At 70.7% G+C, this 14,706-nt stretch carries 15 protein-coding genes and 1 pseudogene; 8 read left to right on the top strand and 8 right to left on the bottom strand.

Annotated elements, in window-relative coordinates; translation table 11 throughout:
• Window positions 1-8: 8 nt before the first annotated feature.
• Together ABIH81_RS29395 and ABIH81_RS29390 are read left to right on the top strand one after the other, a co-directional pair.
• Window positions 9-788 (top strand): electron transfer flavoprotein subunit beta/FixA family protein, encoded by a 780-nt coding sequence (locus tag ABIH81_RS29395; RefSeq protein WP_349878114.1) that lies wholly within the window; start codon window positions 9-11, stop codon window positions 786-788.
• A gap of 12 nt (window positions 789-800) precedes the next feature.
• The gene (locus ABIH81_RS29390) at window positions 801-1,760 is read left to right on the top strand and encodes an electron transfer flavoprotein subunit alpha/FixB family protein (RefSeq protein ID WP_349878113.1); all 960 of its coding nucleotides are present in this window, start codon (window positions 801-803) and stop codon (window positions 1,758-1,760) included.
• Between the two features lie 54 nt (window positions 1,761-1,814).
• Here ABIH81_RS29390 and ABIH81_RS29385 read toward each other — a convergent pair whose 3' ends face one another.
• Window positions 1,815-2,435 carry a TetR family transcriptional regulator gene (locus ABIH81_RS29385; RefSeq protein WP_349878112.1) on the bottom strand — a complete coding sequence of 207 codons (621 nt, stop codon included), beginning with the start codon at window positions 2,433-2,435 and terminating at the stop codon, window positions 1,815-1,817.
• Window positions 2,436-2,564: 129 nt separating this feature from the next.
• Here ABIH81_RS29385 and ABIH81_RS29380 point away from each other — a divergent pair, with 129 nt between their 5' ends.
• The 3 genes and pseudogenes from ABIH81_RS29380 to mraY all read left to right on the top strand — a co-directional run bounded on the left by ABIH81_RS29380 (window position 2,565) and on the right by mraY (window position 5,374).
• Entirely contained in the window at window positions 2,565-3,761 is a 1,197-nt protein-coding gene (locus ABIH81_RS29380; RefSeq protein ID WP_349878111.1) for an alkane 1-monooxygenase, read from the top strand.
• Between the two features lie 37 nt (window positions 3,762-3,798).
• Window positions 3,799-3,935 (top strand): annotated as a pseudogene (locus tag ABIH81_RS29375) (LuxR C-terminal-related transcriptional regulator); the annotation flags it as partial.
• A gap of 335 nt (window positions 3,936-4,270) precedes the next feature.
• The gene (gene mraY / locus ABIH81_RS29370; protein ID WP_349878110.1) at window positions 4,271-5,374 is read left to right on the top strand and encodes a phospho-N-acetylmuramoyl-pentapeptide-transferase; all 1,104 of its coding nucleotides are present in this window, start codon (window positions 4,271-4,273) and stop codon (window positions 5,372-5,374) included.
• Window positions 5,375-5,749: 375 nt separating this feature from the next.
• On the opposite strand, the gene ABIH81_RS29365 is transcribed toward mraY, so the two are convergent.
• Complete coding sequence (locus tag ABIH81_RS29365; RefSeq protein WP_349878109.1) at window positions 5,750-6,838, bottom strand: epoxide hydrolase family protein; 1,089 nt, start codon at window positions 6,836-6,838, stop codon at window positions 5,750-5,752.
• Window positions 6,839-6,914: 76 nt separating this feature from the next.
• Here ABIH81_RS29365 and ygiD point away from each other — a divergent pair, with 76 nt between their 5' ends.
• The gene (ygiD, locus tag ABIH81_RS29360; RefSeq protein ID WP_349878108.1) at window positions 6,915-7,841 is read left to right on the top strand and encodes a 4,5-DOPA dioxygenase extradiol; all 927 of its coding nucleotides are present in this window, start codon (window positions 6,915-6,917) and stop codon (window positions 7,839-7,841) included.
• A gap of 221 nt (window positions 7,842-8,062) precedes the next feature.
• Here the strand turns inward: ygiD and ABIH81_RS29355 are convergent, their stop codons facing one another.
• Window positions 8,063-8,452 carry a nuclear transport factor 2 family protein gene (locus ABIH81_RS29355; protein WP_349878107.1) on the bottom strand — a complete coding sequence of 130 codons (390 nt, stop codon included), beginning with the start codon at window positions 8,450-8,452 and terminating at the stop codon, window positions 8,063-8,065.
• Between the two features lie 80 nt (window positions 8,453-8,532).
• On the opposite strand from ABIH81_RS29355, the gene ABIH81_RS29350 reads away from it, so the two are divergent.
• The gene (locus ABIH81_RS29350; protein ID WP_349878106.1) at window positions 8,533-9,300 is read left to right on the top strand and encodes a helix-turn-helix transcriptional regulator; all 768 of its coding nucleotides are present in this window, start codon (window positions 8,533-8,535) and stop codon (window positions 9,298-9,300) included.
• A gap of 165 nt (window positions 9,301-9,465) precedes the next feature.
• Complete coding sequence (locus ABIH81_RS29345) at window positions 9,466-10,422, top strand: LysR family transcriptional regulator (protein WP_349878105.1); 957 nt, start codon at window positions 9,466-9,468, stop codon at window positions 10,420-10,422.
• On the opposite strand, the gene ABIH81_RS29340 is transcribed toward ABIH81_RS29345, so the two are convergent.
• From ABIH81_RS29340 to ABIH81_RS29320, 5 genes are read right to left on the bottom strand one after another with little or no spacing between them, the layout of a single operon-like run.
• Window positions 10,347-11,597, bottom strand: a complete 1,251-nt coding sequence (locus ABIH81_RS29340; RefSeq protein ID WP_349878104.1) for a VWA domain-containing protein — start codon at window positions 11,595-11,597, stop codon at window positions 10,347-10,349. The genes ABIH81_RS29345 and ABIH81_RS29340 overlap by 76 nt on opposite strands.
• Window positions 11,579-12,388 carry an SRPBCC domain-containing protein gene (locus tag ABIH81_RS29335; RefSeq protein ID WP_349878103.1) on the bottom strand — a complete coding sequence of 270 codons (810 nt, stop codon included), beginning with the start codon at window positions 12,386-12,388 and terminating at the stop codon, window positions 11,579-11,581. Before ABIH81_RS29335 ends, ABIH81_RS29340 begins: the two co-directional genes overlap by 19 nt.
• Entirely contained in the window at window positions 12,385-13,254 is an 870-nt protein-coding gene (locus tag ABIH81_RS29330) for a MoxR family ATPase (protein ID WP_349878102.1), read from the bottom strand. The genes ABIH81_RS29335 and ABIH81_RS29330 overlap by 4 nt, the downstream gene beginning before the upstream one ends.
• Window positions 13,251-13,823, bottom strand: coding sequence for a nucleotidyltransferase family protein (locus ABIH81_RS29325; RefSeq protein WP_349878101.1), 573 nt, complete (start codon window positions 13,821-13,823; stop codon window positions 13,251-13,253). The genes ABIH81_RS29330 and ABIH81_RS29325 overlap by 4 nt, the downstream gene beginning before the upstream one ends.
• A gap of 8 nt (window positions 13,824-13,831) precedes the next feature.
• A complete protein-coding gene (locus ABIH81_RS29320) occupies window positions 13,832-14,698 on the bottom strand; it encodes an XdhC family protein (protein WP_349878100.1) in 867 nt (288 codons plus the stop codon).
• Window positions 14,699-14,706: the final 8 nt, after the last annotated feature.

The following is a 14,706-nucleotide window of genomic DNA, read 5'->3' as shown; positions in this document are numbered from 1 at the left end:
GAAGCGCGATGAATATCGTCGTACTCGTCAAGCAGGTGCCCGATTCGGGTGCGGACCGCAGCCTGCGTTCTGACGACAACACTGTCGACCGCGGTTCGGCGAACAACGTCATCAATGAGATGGATGAGTATGCCATCGAGGAGGCGTTGAAGATCAAGGAGGCGCACGGCGGTGAGGTGACTGTCCTGACGATGGGTCCGGACCGGGCGACCGAGTCGATCCGTAAGGCGCTGTCCATGGGTCCGGACAAGGCCGTCCACGTGGTCGACGACGCGCTGCACGGTTCCTGCGCGGTGGCGACGTCGAAGGTGCTCGCCGCCGCTCTCGGTCAGCTGGGCGCCGATCTGGTGATCTGTGGTGCGGAGTCGACCGACGGCCGGGTGCAGGTGATGCCGCACATGATCGCCGAGCGGCTGGGTGTGGCGGCGTTGACGGGTGCGCGCAAGCTGACCGTCGACGGGTCGAGCCTGACGGTGGAGCGGCAGACCGAGGAGGGTTACGAGGTGGTCACCGCCTCGACCCCGGCTGTGGTCTCGGTGTGGGACACGATCAACGAGCCGCGTTACCCGTCGTTCAAGGGGATCATGGCGGCGAAGAAGAAGCCGGTGCAGACGCTGTCCCTGGGCGACCTGGGCGTGGCCCCGGCCGAGGTGGGTTTCGACGGCGCGACCAGCGCCGTGGTGGAGCACTCCAAGCGTCCGCCGCGTTCCGGCGGGGAGAAGATCACCGATGAGGGCGACGGCGGCGTGAAGCTGGTCGAGTTCCTCGCCACCGAGAAGTTCGTGTGAGGGGTCTGGGACATGTCTGAGGTTCTCGTCGTCGTCGAAGCCACTCGGGAGTTCGGCGTCAAGAAGGTCACGTGTGAGATGCTCACCCTCGCCCGCGAGCTGGGCACCCCGAGCGCTGTCGTGCTCGGTGGCGCCGGCGCCGCGCAGGCGCTGAGCGTCAAGCTGGGTGAGTACGGCGCGGCCAAGATCTACGCGGCTGAGGGTGAGGAGATCGACGGCTACCTGGTCGCCCCCAAGGCCACCGTGGTCGCGGAGCTGGTCCGGCGGGTTCAGCCGGCCGCTGTGCTGCTGGCCTCGTCGCAGGAGGACAAGGAGATCGCGGCCCGTCTGGCGGTGAAGCTGGACAACGGCATCCTGACCGACGTGGTCGGCCTGGCCGCCGACGGCACCGCCACCCAGGTCGCGTTCGCCGGCTCCACCATCGTCACGTCGAAGGTGACCAAGGGTCTGCCGCTGGTCACCGTCCGGCCGAACTCGCTGACCCCGGCCCCGGCCGCGGCGACTCCGGCGGTGGAGCAGCTCACCGTGCAGGTCGGCGACGCGGACAAGCTGGCCAAGGTCGTGGAGCGGGTCGCCGAGCAGAAGGGCTCCCGCCCGGAGCTGACCGAGGCGTCGGTGGTCGTGTCCGGTGGTCGTGGTGTCGGCAACGCCGACAACTTCAAGCTGGTCGAGGAGATGGCCGACCTGCTCGGCGGCGCGGTCGGCGCGTCCCGCGCGGCCGTGGACTCCGGCTACTACCCGCACCAGTTCCAGGTCGGTCAGACCGGTAAGACGGTCTCCCCGCAGCTCTACGTCGCGCTGGGTATCTCCGGCGCGATCCAGCACCGGGCCGGCATGCAGACCTCGAAGACCATCGTCGCGGTGAACAAGGACGCCGAAGCGCCGATCTTCGAACTCGCCGACTACGGCGTGGTCGGCGACCTGTTCAAGGTCGTCCCCCAAGCCGCCGAGGAAATCCGCAAGCGCAAGTGAGCGTCACGTGAAAGCACCTGCAGGCGATCCACAGGGGTGACTGCCCTTCGGCCTTCAGCGGTGGCTGACGCGCTCGTTCACGCGCGGCGGGTCCAGGAAGCGTTGTGCCAGTTCGGCGAGGACGTCGGCGGTGTCTCCGGCGGGCGCGGTGGGCAGCACGATGTGGCTGACGACCAATCGTGCGATGGATTCGGCGCCGGCAGTGACGTCATCGGGGGGCACCCAGGGCAGGTACGTGTCCGCCCACTCTCTCAGCACCGTGACGGCGGCGGCCAGGGCCAGGTCGGCGCGGGTGGTCAGGTAGGGGAGCAGGGTGTCGGTGCCTCGGACGCTGCTGAGGACGGCCTTGATCAGCGGGTCGGCGGCGGCACGCGACAACACGAACGTGACCGCGGCATGGACGGCGGCCCTCACGTCGCCGCCGTGGACGGACAACGCGTTCCGCACACCGTCCATGAACCGGTCGATCTCGCGGTGGGCGATGGCCTCGCCCAGACCCGCCTTGTTGGTGAACTCGTTGTAGAGGGTCTGTCTGCTCACGCCGACGCGGGCGGCTACGTCGGCCATCCGCACCGCGTCCCAGCCCCGGTCGATCGCCAGGTCGCGGCCGGCCTCGATGACTGCGTCACGCAGGTGCTGGCGTGCGATGTGGCGATAACGCGGGGAGCCGGCCATGGTTCGCCGAGTCTATCGACTGGACACACATGCATCGTGCGCCCACAAAGTTGACGCGAACCTACATATTGTCAACCGTGGACGCCTGTGTGACAGTCGAGACAACGCTCGATGCTCCGGAGGTGGTTCATGCAGACCCCGATCCATGCCCCGGCGGCCGCCGCCAAATGGCATGACGGCAAGAAGCACCTGTGGCCACTGGCTCTTCTCGTGCCGGTGCTGCCGTTGCTGGCGTACGCGTTGTGGGAGGCCGGCGCGGGAGCTGCTGCCTGGTGGCTCACCCCGGCGGTGGTCTTCGGTCTCATCCCGATCATCGACGTGCTGCTCGGTGACGACGGAGAGAACGCGCCCGACGACATCGCCCGGCGCTTGCAGGACGTCCGTTACTACCGCTGGATCACCTACCTGTTCCTGCCGGTGCAGTACGCCGCCCTGCTGCTCGGAGCGTGGGTGTGGACACGCGGCGGCCTCGGTGTCGTCGGCGCCACCGGCCTGGTCGCCACCATCGGCGTCGTCAACGGATTGGCCATCAACACCGCGCACGAGCTGGGCCACAAGCGCGAATCGGTCGAGCGGTGGATGTCGAAGATCGCGCTCGCACCCACCGGATACGGCCATTTCTACGTCGAGCACAACCGCGGACACCACGTCCGCGTCGCCACGCCGGAGGATCCGGCCAGCGCCCGGCTGGGGGAGAGCTTCTACGCGTTCTGGCCACGTACGGTCTGGGGCAGCCTCATCTCGGCGTGGCAGCTGGAGATCGGCCGCTTCCGGCTGCGGCACAAGAGCCCGTGGACGCTGCACAACAACCTGCTCAACGCCGGCCTCATGACCGTCGTGCTCTTCGCCCTGCTGATCGCGGTGTTCGGGTGGCAGCTCGTACCCTTCCTGCTCCTGCAGGCGATCGTCGGGTTCTCGCTGCTGGAGGCGGTCAACTACCTCGAGCATTACGGACTGTGCCGCCAGCGCACGGCCACCGGCCGCTACGAGAAGGTCGACCCACGGCACAGCTGGAACAGCGACCGCGTCGTCACCAATGTGTTCCTCTTCCAGCTACAACGCCACAGCGACCACCACGCCAACCCACTGCGCCGCTACCAGACGCTGCGCAGCTTCGACGTCTCGCCGCAACTGCCCGGAGGCTACGCCTCGATGGTGCTGCTCGCTCTCGTTCCGCCGCTGTGGTACCGGGTGATGAACCCGCGGGTCTTGGCGCACTACGGCGGCGAACTGAACCTCACCAACCGCAATCCTCGCGCCGAGGCCCGACTGCGCCGCCGCTACGGCCGGCCCACAGCGGGCACCACAGCGGCTCACGCCGCCTGACTGAGCCTGGCGTAACCTGACGCATCCTCGAGATCTTCGGGAGCTGGAGGCCCTGGAGCTGGTCGCCTGGGGCTCGACGAACCGCGAGGCGGCGCGGCAGTTGTTCATCAGCGAGGCGACGGTGAAGACGCACCTGCGGCGGCCGTCGCGGCCGCGTTCTCCCGTGGCTACCTGACGCCGGGACGCGGCGTGACGCTGCGCATCGTGCCTGTGCTGGTCGGCGCCGGCCCGGCGGATCGCAGCCGAGTCCTCGTCCGGCGAGCGCCTCGCCCGGTCCCGACGGGCGACGAAGACGACGAGCGCGAGTACCACCACCACGGCCACCGCGAGCGACACCACAAGCGTTCTCATGCCGTCGACGCTACGGCGTGCCTGCCAGCGTCGGCGGGTTGAGGTTCAGGGGGCTGCTCCGTCCGCCGCCGGATGGCAAGCTCACGTGTCGTGGTCGACGACTTCGTGAAGAGCGGTGGGGACGCGGTGCGGAATCCGGATCTCGTGGAGGTCCGCCGGTGAGGGCGGTCATCGTCGCGGCCGCTGTCGCGTTCGTCATCTCCCTGTTCGGCACGCCGGTGGCGATTCGCGTCTTCAGCGCGCTGAAGGCCGGTCAGCCGATCCGGTCCATCGGGCTCGCCAGCAACGAGGGCAAGAGGGGGACGCCCACGATGGGCGGCGTCGTCTTCATCGTGGCGACGGTCCTCGCGTACGTGGCCGGGCATCTCGCCCTCACCACCCTGCCCGAACGGCAGATCGCGCAGGAGGGGCCCACCATGACGGCCCTGGTGCTGCTCGGGCTGTTCGTCTTCTGCGGCGCGGTCGGCTTCTTCGACGACTTCCTCAAGGTGCGCCGGCGCAACTCCGACGGGCTGTCCGCCAAAGGCAAGCTGCTCGGCCAGGCGCTCGTCGGCGGCGGGTTCGGCGTGGCCGCGCTCTACGTGCCCAGCACCAACGGCCAGACCGTGGCCAGCGAGCACATCTCGCTCATCCGCGACATCAGCTGGCTGGACGTCGGCAAGGTCGGCGCGGTCATGGTCTTCATCTTCGTGATCACGGCGATGTCGAACGGCGTGAACCTCACCGACGGCCTCGACGGCCTGGCCACCGGTGCGTCGATCCTGGTGCTCGGCGCGTACTCGCTGATCGGCTTCTGGCAGTACCGGCACTGGTGCGCCGACGACGGGTACGCCCGCGTGAACGAGTACTGCTACCAGGTCCGCGATCCCCTGGAGATCGCCATGATCGCGGCAGCGGCGGCCGGTGCCTGCGTGGGTTTCCTGTGGTGGAACACGTCCCCGGCGCGGATCTTCATGGGTGACGTGGGCGCGCTCGGGCTGGGCGGCCTGATCGGCGGGCTCGCGGTGGTGACCCGTACGACGCTGCTCTCGATCCTGATCGGCGGGCTCTTCGTCATCATCACCACGACCTGGGTGATCCAGATCGTCTCGTACCGGACCACCGGACGACGCGTCTTCCGGATGGTGCCGTTGCACCACCACTTCGAGCTGGCCGGATGGAGCGAGTCCACCATCGTGGTCCGGTTCTGGATCGTGGCCGGCGTCTGCGTCGCGGCCGGCCTGGGCCTGTTCTACTCGGACTTCCTCGCGGCCGTGGGATAGCGGCGGAGCGACAGGAGACGCCGGCTCCGACGGGCCGCCGCGCGGTGCCGTCGTCGCGGAGGCGGTCCAGCTCGGCGAACCGCTCCTACGGTCGCTCCAGGTCGGCGATCCGCTCCGGCCGCAGGGTGACGACGACCCGCCGCCGGTCTGCCGGGTCGTGAGGCGGTGCATCAGCCTGGCGGCGGTGTCGACGGCGCGGCCCGCCCATGCCAGCCGAATCGGAGCCGGGTGTTCGACCGGGTACGCGCGACTGGGCGCCACCCGCGTGGAGCTGGCGGCCTACCCGCTGACCACTCCGGAGGCCGACCAGCTCGCCTTGATCAGTTCGGTCTTGCACCCCGAACCAGCAGTGGTGCCGCCGGTTGACCTCCTGGACTACTGCAGCACGCTGAAGAAGGCCCGCAGGTCGGCAGCGAGCAGGTCGGGTTCTTCCTGGGCGAGGAAGTGGCCGCCGACGGTGGGCTCGCGCCAGTGGGTGAGGTCGGCGTAGGTGCGTTCGGCGAACGACCGGGGCAGGCCGGCGTCCTCCACGCTCACCGTGATACCGGCGGGCACGGCGACCATCGGCAGGTGTGGGGCCAGGCGGTCGTCCCGGTAGGGACGGAAGGACGTGCCGATGCAGTTGGTGACCCAGTACAGCATCACGGTGGTCAGCAGCTCGTCGAAGCCGAACCGGCGGGTGATGTCGCCACCGCAGTCGCTCCAGCGCTGGTACTTCTCGACGATCCACGCGGCCAGCCCGGACGGCGAGTCGCTCAGCGCGGCCGCGAGGGTGTCGGGCCGTGTCTCCTGGATGATTCCGTAGCCCCAGTCGTCCTGGGCCTTCGCGTCGAGCATGGCGATGAACGCCTCCTCGGCCGGGCTGAGATCGCCCCTGCGGTCCGCCGGCGGGAACTTGATGTGCTGCGAGAAGACCCCGATGACCCGATCTGCGTGGCGGGCGCCGAGCCACGTCGTCACGCCGGACCCGATGTCGCCGCCGTAGGCGCCGAAGCGGTCGTAGCCCAGACGGGTCATCAGCTCAGCCCACACGTCCGCGACAGCCGCCTCGGTCGTCGGGCCCTCGGCGAGTGGTCCGGAGAAGACGAAGCCGGGCAGGCTCGGTATGACGAGGTCGAAGTCTGCGAGCCGGGACACCAGGGGCAGCATCTCCGTGTACGTGCTGGGCCAGCCATGGGTCAGGATCAGCGCCGTGGCGTCGGGCGATGCCGAGCGAACATGAACGAAGTGGACCGGCGTGCCCCGGACCGTGGTGACGAACTGGGGGTACCGATTGAGGGCACGCTCGACCGCACGCCAGTCGAATTCGTCGAGCCAGTACCGCACCAGACCTGCCAGGTACCCAGGGTCGGTGCCGGCGGCCCACGGGTCTCCCGGGGCGGCCGGCGCGAACCTCGTCCGGGAGAGCCGAGCCCGCAGGTCGTCCAGGACGGCTTCGGGCACATCGATCTGGAAGGGCGTCACCGGATCATGGTCCCATCGCCGGGAGTCACTCGGCAGCCACGATCCGGCAGACTCGATCACCGATCCGCCGAGGAGCGTGATTCAGGCCGGAACCGCTGCGAGGCGGCACTATCGTGTCCACGTGCCTTCAGACGTACACCCGGCCCTGGATGTGTTGATGCCCGCGGCGTTCCTGGGCCACGGCAACCCGATGAACGCCCTCGAGGTCAACCGGTACACCTCCGCGTGGAGAGCCTTCGGCGCCGCGGTGCCGCGTCCCCGCGCGATCCTGGTGGTCAGTGCCCATTGGTACATCAACGCCACGGCCGTCACCGCGATGCCCCGGCCGAGGACCATCCACGACTTCTACGGGTTTCCGCAGGAGCTGTTCGAGGTGCAGTACCCGGCGCCGGGGCTGCCCGAACTGGCTGAGGAGGTCAGTGACGTCGTCCATCCAACCTGGGTCGGGGCGGACGTCGACAGCTGGGGCATCGACCATGGCACCTGGTCGGTGCTGATGCATGCCTTTCCGGACGCGACGATTCCCGTCGTCCAGCTCAGCATCAACGCCGACAAGCCGATGGACTACCACCTTCAACTCGGCGCCCGGCTCGCTCCACTGCGTCGCCGCGGAGTGCTGATCGTGGCGAGCGGCAATGTCGTGCACAACCTGCGCGGCATGGACTGGGCGCTGGCCGACGACGGCTTCGACTGGGCGCGACGCTTCGACGAGGACGCCAAGGCCCGGATGTTGACCGACCCGGGCGAGTACGCGACCCTCGACGCTCACGGGGACTTCCGCCGTGCGGTACCGACACCGGATCACTTCATCCCCGCGTTGTATCTCGCCGGTCTGGCCGCCGCCGTGGACACCCCCGACACCGAGGTCCTCGTCGACGGCTACGCCTACGGCTCGTTGTCCATGACGGCCTACACCCTGGGCATGTCCTGTCCACCGGCTGCCGGCCGGGGCGGATCCCCCCAGCCACCGCCCGGCCTGCCGCCGGACGGCTCCAACATCTGAGGGATGGTCGCCCAGTGTCGGTGCCCGACGGAGTGCGCCTCACCGCCCGGGCCGAACGGCTCGCCGACGCCGACGCTGAGGCTCGGTAGAGGTAGTCAGACCCGCCTCGGCTCAAGTGCCTCTCCCGCCGAGACTGTCGAGACGCTGCTCGATCGATCGTCGCGCACCGCCTCGTCAGCGACACAGCAGGCATGCCTACCACCTGCCCGGCCCGTACCCGGTTAGTGCTGAGCTGGTTTCCACCACGCGAGGTTGGCGGTCACGTGGGCCACCGGCTCGATGATCTCCCATGCCTCGGCGATCAGCCCATCGTCGATCCGCCAGATGTCGACGACCGCGATCTCCGGTCCTGCGTCGGGAAGCCAGCGCCGCGAGTACATCACGACGTGATCGCCGTCGGCCAGCACCTGATGGATCTCGACCTGCATGCCGGCAAGCGGTACCAGCGCGGCGCGGACGGCGGCGAGCCATTCCACCTTGGTCGATGTGGTTGAACCCGGCCTGTGGTGGACGAAGTTGTCACTCAGGAAGGGGGCGAGCGCATCGACGTCGCCCGTCTCGATCAGTCCTGCCAGCGCCCGTTGGACGATGCTCTGGTTCTCCGTGGTCATGGATGCAGTGTTTGCGTGACCGCTTCGATTGTCGATGAAATCGGATGTCATGGCGTCCGGCTCGACGATGAGTACGCTCCATGACCGTGCACACGGTCGGGGAACTCCTGCGGCAGTGGCGGCAGCGCCGGGGACTCAGCCAACTGGATCTCGCGATCGCTGCGGATGTCTCGGCTCGTCACGTCAGTCTGGTCGAGACCGGTAAGTCCAAGCCGAGCTCCGACATGATCCTTCGACTCGCGGATCAGCTCCACGTGCCGCTGCGGGATCGCAACCGGCTGCTGCTCGCCGGTGGCTTCGCACCTCGGTACGCCGAGAGTCCGCTCGACCACAACGCACTGTCAGCCGTCCACGACGCTGTCCGGAGGGTGCTCCGCGCCCACGAGCCCTACCCGGCGTTGGTCTTCGATCGCCGGTGGAACATCGTGACGACCAACCGCGCTGTCGACCCGTTCTTCGCGCAGGTGGCTCCTGACCTGCTGCGGCCGCCGGTCAACCTGGTACGGCTGGGACTGGACCCGCGCGGGCTCGCGCGCATGGTCGTCAACCTGGCCGACGTGCGCGCGGTGTTCCGCGCCCGGATCTCACGCCAGCTCGCCACTGCCCCCGACCCCGAGCTGACCGCGCTCTACGAAGAACTGTTGGCGCCCGAACCGCAGGACACGTCGAGTCAACGGATCGAACCGGACGTCGTGATACCGATGATCCTTCGCGTCGGCGGACGAGAGTTGCGGCTGTTCTCGACCATCACCACATTCGGCACCCCGATGGACATCACGATCGACGAAATCGCGATCGAGTCCTACTACCCGGCCGACGCGGAGAGTGCCGCCTACTTCACGACGTAGCGTTCCGTCAGCCGCTGTCGAGTCGCGGGCGCTCACCCCGCGTACCGGTCGGATCGCTCCGAGGTGCGCTGTCCCTGGCGGCGGGGCAATCCGCGGGGAATGATCGGGGTACACCGCGGGCTGCCCGCAGCAGTCCACGGCGCCGCAGAAGGGCGGTCGACGCCGATGACTCCGACGCAGCTACGGGCCTACGTCGCTGTCGTCCGGCTGGGATCGGTCAAGCAGGCCGCCGCACAACTGGAGGTCTCCGAGCCGGCGGTCTCGCTGTTGATCGGGCAGCTGCGCAAGGAGTTCGGAGATCAGCTGTTCACGCGGACGGCGGCGGGGCTGGCCTTCACCCCCGGCGGGCTGCGGCTCGCCAGCCGCGCGGCCGAGATGCTGGGGCTGCAGGACCGTACGGTCCTGGAGGTCAGTTCGGCGGCACACGGCCGCCGGATGCTGCGGGTCGCCGCGTCCAGCGAATTCGCCGAGTTCGCCGCGCCGAGACTGATCGAGCTGTTCGCCAGACGCGCCGCCGACCTCGACATCGAGCTGAGCGTCTGCGACCCCGGCTCCTTCGAGTCGCTGCTGCTGACTCGGGCCGCGGACATCGCGATGGGGCCGCTGCCGCCGGTGGCCGAACCGGCGATCTCCTGCCGGCCCATGATGAACTACCGGCTCGTGACGGTCGTCGGCCCGGATCATCCGCTGGCCGGTGTGCCGGCGTCACCGGGGCAGTTGCGCGACCAGACCTGGCTGCTCGGGCCTTCGGCCACCAACGCCCTGGGCGCTGTCCCGGCGATGCTGCGCCGGCTCGGTGTGCCCGAGGAGCGGCAGCAGATCTTCCAGAGCCACGCGGCAGCGCTGGGTGAGGCCCAGCGCGGCCGGGGGATCGCGCCGGCGCTGTCGTTCACCGTCGCGCCGGACGTCCGTGGCGGCCAGCTCGTGGCGTTGTCCGGGCCGCACGCGACGGCCGAGGCGACATGGCATTCGCTGGTGCTCGTCACCCCCGGCACTCCGTCCGCGGCGGCCGAGCTGTGCCGCTTCGCGTCGACGCCCCGGGCGATTCAGGCGATGATGCGCGGCGTGGGCGTCGCGGTCAACCGTTTCCGGCCCTCGGTGCACGTGACGCTCTGGAGCTGATCGGCGGCGTCCAGCAGGTCCCGGAACGTCGCGGCCGGCAGGAGCCGGTCACAGTAGGGCAGGGCCGCGGCCATGCCCGCCACCAGGGGAGCGAAGCCGGGGGCGCCGGCCCTGGGGTTCAGCCAGACCACCCGGTGGGCACGGCGGCTCAGCCGCGCCATCACGGCGGAGAGCTCGGCCGGCGGGTCGCTGTCCCAGCCGTCCGAGCCGATCAGCACCACCGCACCGCGAACCGCCTCGCCGTGCGGGGAGGCGAGCAGCGCCCGCAGGTTCGTCGCGATGCGCGTACCCCCGAACCGGTCGGTCACGGCGGCGCTGGCGTGCGCGATCGCCGCGGACGCCGACGTGTGCCGCAGCGCGACGGTGAGCCGGGTGAGCGTCGTGGCGAAGGCGAACACCTCCGCGTCGGCGGCCACCGCGAAGGCCCGCAGCAGGTGCAGGTACGCGTGGGCCTGGGCGCGCATCGACTCGCTGACGTCGCACAGCAGCACGACCCGGCGCGGCCGGCGTACCGGTCGCTCGCGGACGACCTCGACGGGCTCCCACGCGGTGCGACGGGCGCGGGCGATCGTCGGACGCAGTGCGACCCGGCGCCCGGCCGGGCCCACGGCGTGCCGCCTGGTGCGCCGGGACGGCCAGCGGGCGACGGCCTCGCGCAGGGCCTCGCCGAGCAGTTCGAGCTGGGCGCCGTCGAGGTCCTCGAACGGCCGGTCGGCGAGCCCGGCGAGGGCGCTGGGCCGTCGCTCGGGCAGCCGCACCCCGGCGTCGGAGGGCTCCGCCACGGCGACGGGCGCCGGCAACGTCGCCCACGGCAGCCCGCCACCGTCGCCGGTGTCGTCGGTGTCGGCGGGCACCGGCAGGTGCACGTCGTCACGGGCGCCCGGCGGGGCCGCGACGCGGGTGAGCGGCAGCGGCGGCGCGTCGGCGAAGACAGCGGCGAAGACGCGGTCGAAGGCGGCGAGGTCGGCGTGCCGCCGCACGAAGCTGATCCGGGCGGCCCAGTAGAGTGCGGTCGTCTCCCCGGGTGTCCATACGCCGAGCGCCCGGACGAAGTCGCCGGCCTCGGTGAGCCCGGCGGGTACGCCGGCCCGCCGCAACCGGCCGGCGAACGCCGTCGCGAACGCCGCGCGGTCGACGCCGCGCAGCAGACCGTCGCTCACCTGCGTGCGACCCACCAGGCGATCACCGCGCCGACGACGACGATCCCGACGAGCACCGGCACGAGGCGCTTGACGACGGCACCACCGGCGACGTCGAGCAGGTCCAGCGTCTCCGGTTCGGCGGCGGTGCCGGCATCCGGTCGACCCGTGGAGGGCGACGCGGCCACCGGGGTGCCGGCCACTGCGGACCCGGGCAATGTGGCGGACGAGGGCGAGGCGGTGTTCGGCGCTGCCGCCTCGGCCGCGAGGGTGCGAGCCGCGGAGGCGCCGGGGCCGGTCGCGGCGGCGACTGCGGGTGCGGGCCCGGATGCGTCAGGCGCGGTGGCCTCGTGCGGGTCACCGGCCGTGCTGTCGCCGGTCTCCTCGGCCGCCAGCCTCGCCTCGAGGTTGGCGACGAACTGGGCGAGCAGCTTGCCCGACACCTCCTTGATCATGCCGCTGCCGAACTGGGCCAACCGCCCCGAGATCTTCAGATCGGTGTCCACGCTGACGACGGTGCGCCGACCGTCCGGCCGCAGTTGGGCGGTGACCAGGGCGGACGCGTTCGCAGCCGACCGCCGGTCGCGGCCCTTCGCGTCGATCACCCCCCGATAGCGACTGTCGTCCTTCTCGACGAAACGTGCGGTGCCGGCGAACTCGGAGACGACCGGACCGACCTTGACCTTCACCGTGCCCTGGTGGACGTCGCCGTCGACGCCGGTCAGCCGGGCACCCGGCAGGCACGGTGCGATGCCCTCCAGGTCGGTGAGGATCGCCCACGCCCGCGCGATCGGGACGTCGACTGTGAACTCGTTGGTGATCTTCATGCCGGCCTCTCCTGGTGTGCGCCGAGCGCGGCGGCGACGGCGGCGCGGTCGTCGGGGGTCTTGGCGATGGTGCCGATGGTCCGGACGACGTCGTCGGCGGAGAGATCGGCGGCGCCGAGCACGGACAACGCGGCGACCCAGTCGATGGCCTCGGCCATGCCGGGTGCCTTGTCCAGGCCGAGGGCGCGTACGTCGCTGACGAAGGCGGTCGCCGTGCGGATCAGCCCTTCGGTGGCGCCCGGCACCGCCCGCCGGACGATCTCGGTGGCGCGGTCCGTCTGCGGGAAGTCGATCCAGTGGTACAGGCAGCGGCGGCGCAGTGCGTCGTGCAGGTCGCGGCTGCGGTTGGAGGTGAGCACCACGACCGGCGGCGTGGCCGCGGTGAACGTACCCAGCTCGGGGATGGTGATCCCGGACTCGCCGAGGAACTCGAACAGCAGCGCCTCGAACTCGTCGTCGGCCCGGTCGATCTCGTCGATCAGCAGTACCGGCGGCACCGGTCCCGGGTGGCGTACCGCCCGCAGGATCGGCCGTTCCTGCAGGAACTCCGCGGCGAACAGGTCGGCGTCGGTGAGCGAGGCGTGCCGGGCCTCGGCCAGCCGGATGGCGAGCAACTGCCGCTGGTAGTTCCATTCGTACAGCGCCTCACCGGGGGTCAGGCCCTCGTAGCACTGCAGCCGGATCAGTGTCGTGTCGAGCGCCCGCGCCAGCGCCTTCGCCGCCGCGGTCTTGCCGACGCCGGGCTCGCCCTCGAGCAGCAGCGGCTTGCCCAGCTCCAGCGCGAGGAAGACGGCCATCGCCATGCCGTCGTCGGCCAGGTAGTCGACCGCGTCGAGCCGGCGCCGCACGGCCTGCGGATCCTTCACCGCGCCTCGCCCGAGAGCAGCCGCCGGTAGTCCGCGCGGGTGTCCACGTCGATCGGCGCCGGCCCGTCCACCGGTACCTCCGTGACCGCGTGCCGGCCGGAGTGCAGCAGCTTCCACACCGCCTTGTCGCCGCGCAGGACACGCAGCTCCGGCAGGACGTCACGGGCGAACCAGAACGGGTGCCCCAGGCCGTCGGCGTACCGGCACACCGCGAGCGGGGTGGTCGCCGCCGTGACCCGGCGTACGTCGGCGGCCCGTACGCCGGGCTGGTCGCCGAGCAGGAGCACGAGCCCGTCGGCGCGCGGGTCCACCACCTGCGTCGCGGCGCGGACCGACGATCCGCAGCCCGTGCTGAACTCGGCGTTCTCGACGACCTGGACCCCGGTCAGGTCCACCCGCTCGCGGACCAGGTCGGCGGCGCCGCCGAGGGTCACCAGCACCTGGTCGAAGGCGCACGAGCGGGCCAGGTCGAGGGTGGCGTCGAGCAGCGTCCGCCCGCGGTACGGCAGCAGTTGTTTGGCCTCGCCGAGGCGCACCGAGGCCCCGGCGGCCAGAACCAGGCCGGTCACGAACACGGCTACGCCGCCACGTGCCGGTCGAGGCAGCCGGGGCAGCAGAACCAGTGGTCGGTGCCGTCGATCCGCACGTGCGGTGTGTCCGGCCCGACCAGGACGGTCATCCCGCACACCGGATCGACTGCCTGCTGGGGGAGCGCCGCGGGTGGTGCGGGGGAGGAGGCGAGGCCGTCCACCCGGAGTGCCCGCACCACCTCGGCCATGATCGACAGCGCGATCTCCTGCGGTGAGCGCGCCCCGATCTCCAGTCCGGCCGGGGTCCGGACCCGGGCGCGCTCCGCGTCGGACAGCGCCAGTTCGTCGAGCACCGCCGCGCCGCGGGTCCGGCTGGCGACCAGCGCGATGTGCCCCACTCCGGCATCCAGCGCGGCGCGGACGGCGTCCTGCTCGCCCTTGCCGAGGCCGGCCACCACGACCGCCGTCGCACCGGAGTAGTCACCGGACGTGGCCACCTCGAAGTCGAGGAAGGCAGCCAGGGTGGCCACCGCCGCGCTGATCGGCGTGTCGCCCACCAGACCCAGCACGGGTACGGGCAGCACCGGGCGCAGGAAGATCTCGAGCGCCCCGCCCGAGTGGCACGGGTTGACCACGACCCGTGCCCCCGGCGTGTCGGGGAAGGCGGGCGCGCCGTCCGGCAGGACCCGCAGCAGCAGCGCCTTGCCGTCCCGGAGGGCGTCCAGGGCGGCCGCCCGCACCGAGTTCTCGGCGCACATCCCGCCGACGAAACCCTCGATGGTGCCGTCCGCCAGGATCACGGCGTCGTCGCCGGGCCGGGCCGACGTCGGGTCCTGCGCCCGGACCACTGTGGCGTGCACGAACGGCGCGCGCGAGACGGTCAGATCATGCGTACGGCGGGCGATCGTCGTCATGGCCACCT

This window comes from Micromonospora sp. HUAS YX12 (assembly GCF_040215685.1).
Classification (GTDB): domain Bacteria; phylum Actinomycetota; class Actinomycetes; order Mycobacteriales; family Micromonosporaceae; genus Micromonospora; species Micromonospora tulbaghiae.
The sequence above is the reverse complement of the archived record's forward strand: the minus strand, read 5'-3'. Positions and strand labels throughout refer to the sequence as shown.

Excerpts from the sequence above, each read along its gene's own strand:
- ABIH81_RS29335 (WP_349878103.1), bottom strand. The coding sequence starts at position 12,388 with ATGAAGATCACCAACGAGTTCACAGTCGACGTCCCGATCGCGCGGGCG.
- ABIH81_RS29345 (WP_349878105.1), top strand. The coding sequence starts at position 9,466 with ATGACTCCGACGCAGCTACGGGCCTACGTCGCTGTCGTCCGGCTGGGA.
- ABIH81_RS29385 (WP_349878112.1), bottom strand. The coding sequence starts at position 2,435 with ATGGCCGGCTCCCCGCGTTATCGCCACATCGCACGCCAGCACCTGCGT.
- ABIH81_RS29350 (WP_349878106.1), top strand. The coding sequence starts at position 8,533 with ATGACCGTGCACACGGTCGGGGAACTCCTGCGGCAGTGGCGGCAGCGC.
- ABIH81_RS29355 (WP_349878107.1), bottom strand. The coding sequence starts at position 8,452 with ATGACCACGGAGAACCAGAGCATCGTCCAACGGGCGCTGGCAGGACTG.
- ABIH81_RS29380 (WP_349878111.1), top strand. The coding sequence starts at position 2,565 with ATGCAGACCCCGATCCATGCCCCGGCGGCCGCCGCCAAATGGCATGAC.
- ABIH81_RS29320 (WP_349878100.1), bottom strand. The coding sequence starts at position 14,698 with ATGACGACGATCGCCCGCCGTACGCATGATCTGACCGTCTCGCGCGCG.
- ABIH81_RS29390 (WP_349878113.1), top strand. The coding sequence starts at position 801 with ATGTCTGAGGTTCTCGTCGTCGTCGAAGCCACTCGGGAGTTCGGCGTC.
- ABIH81_RS29395 (WP_349878114.1), top strand. The coding sequence starts at position 9 with ATGAATATCGTCGTACTCGTCAAGCAGGTGCCCGATTCGGGTGCGGAC.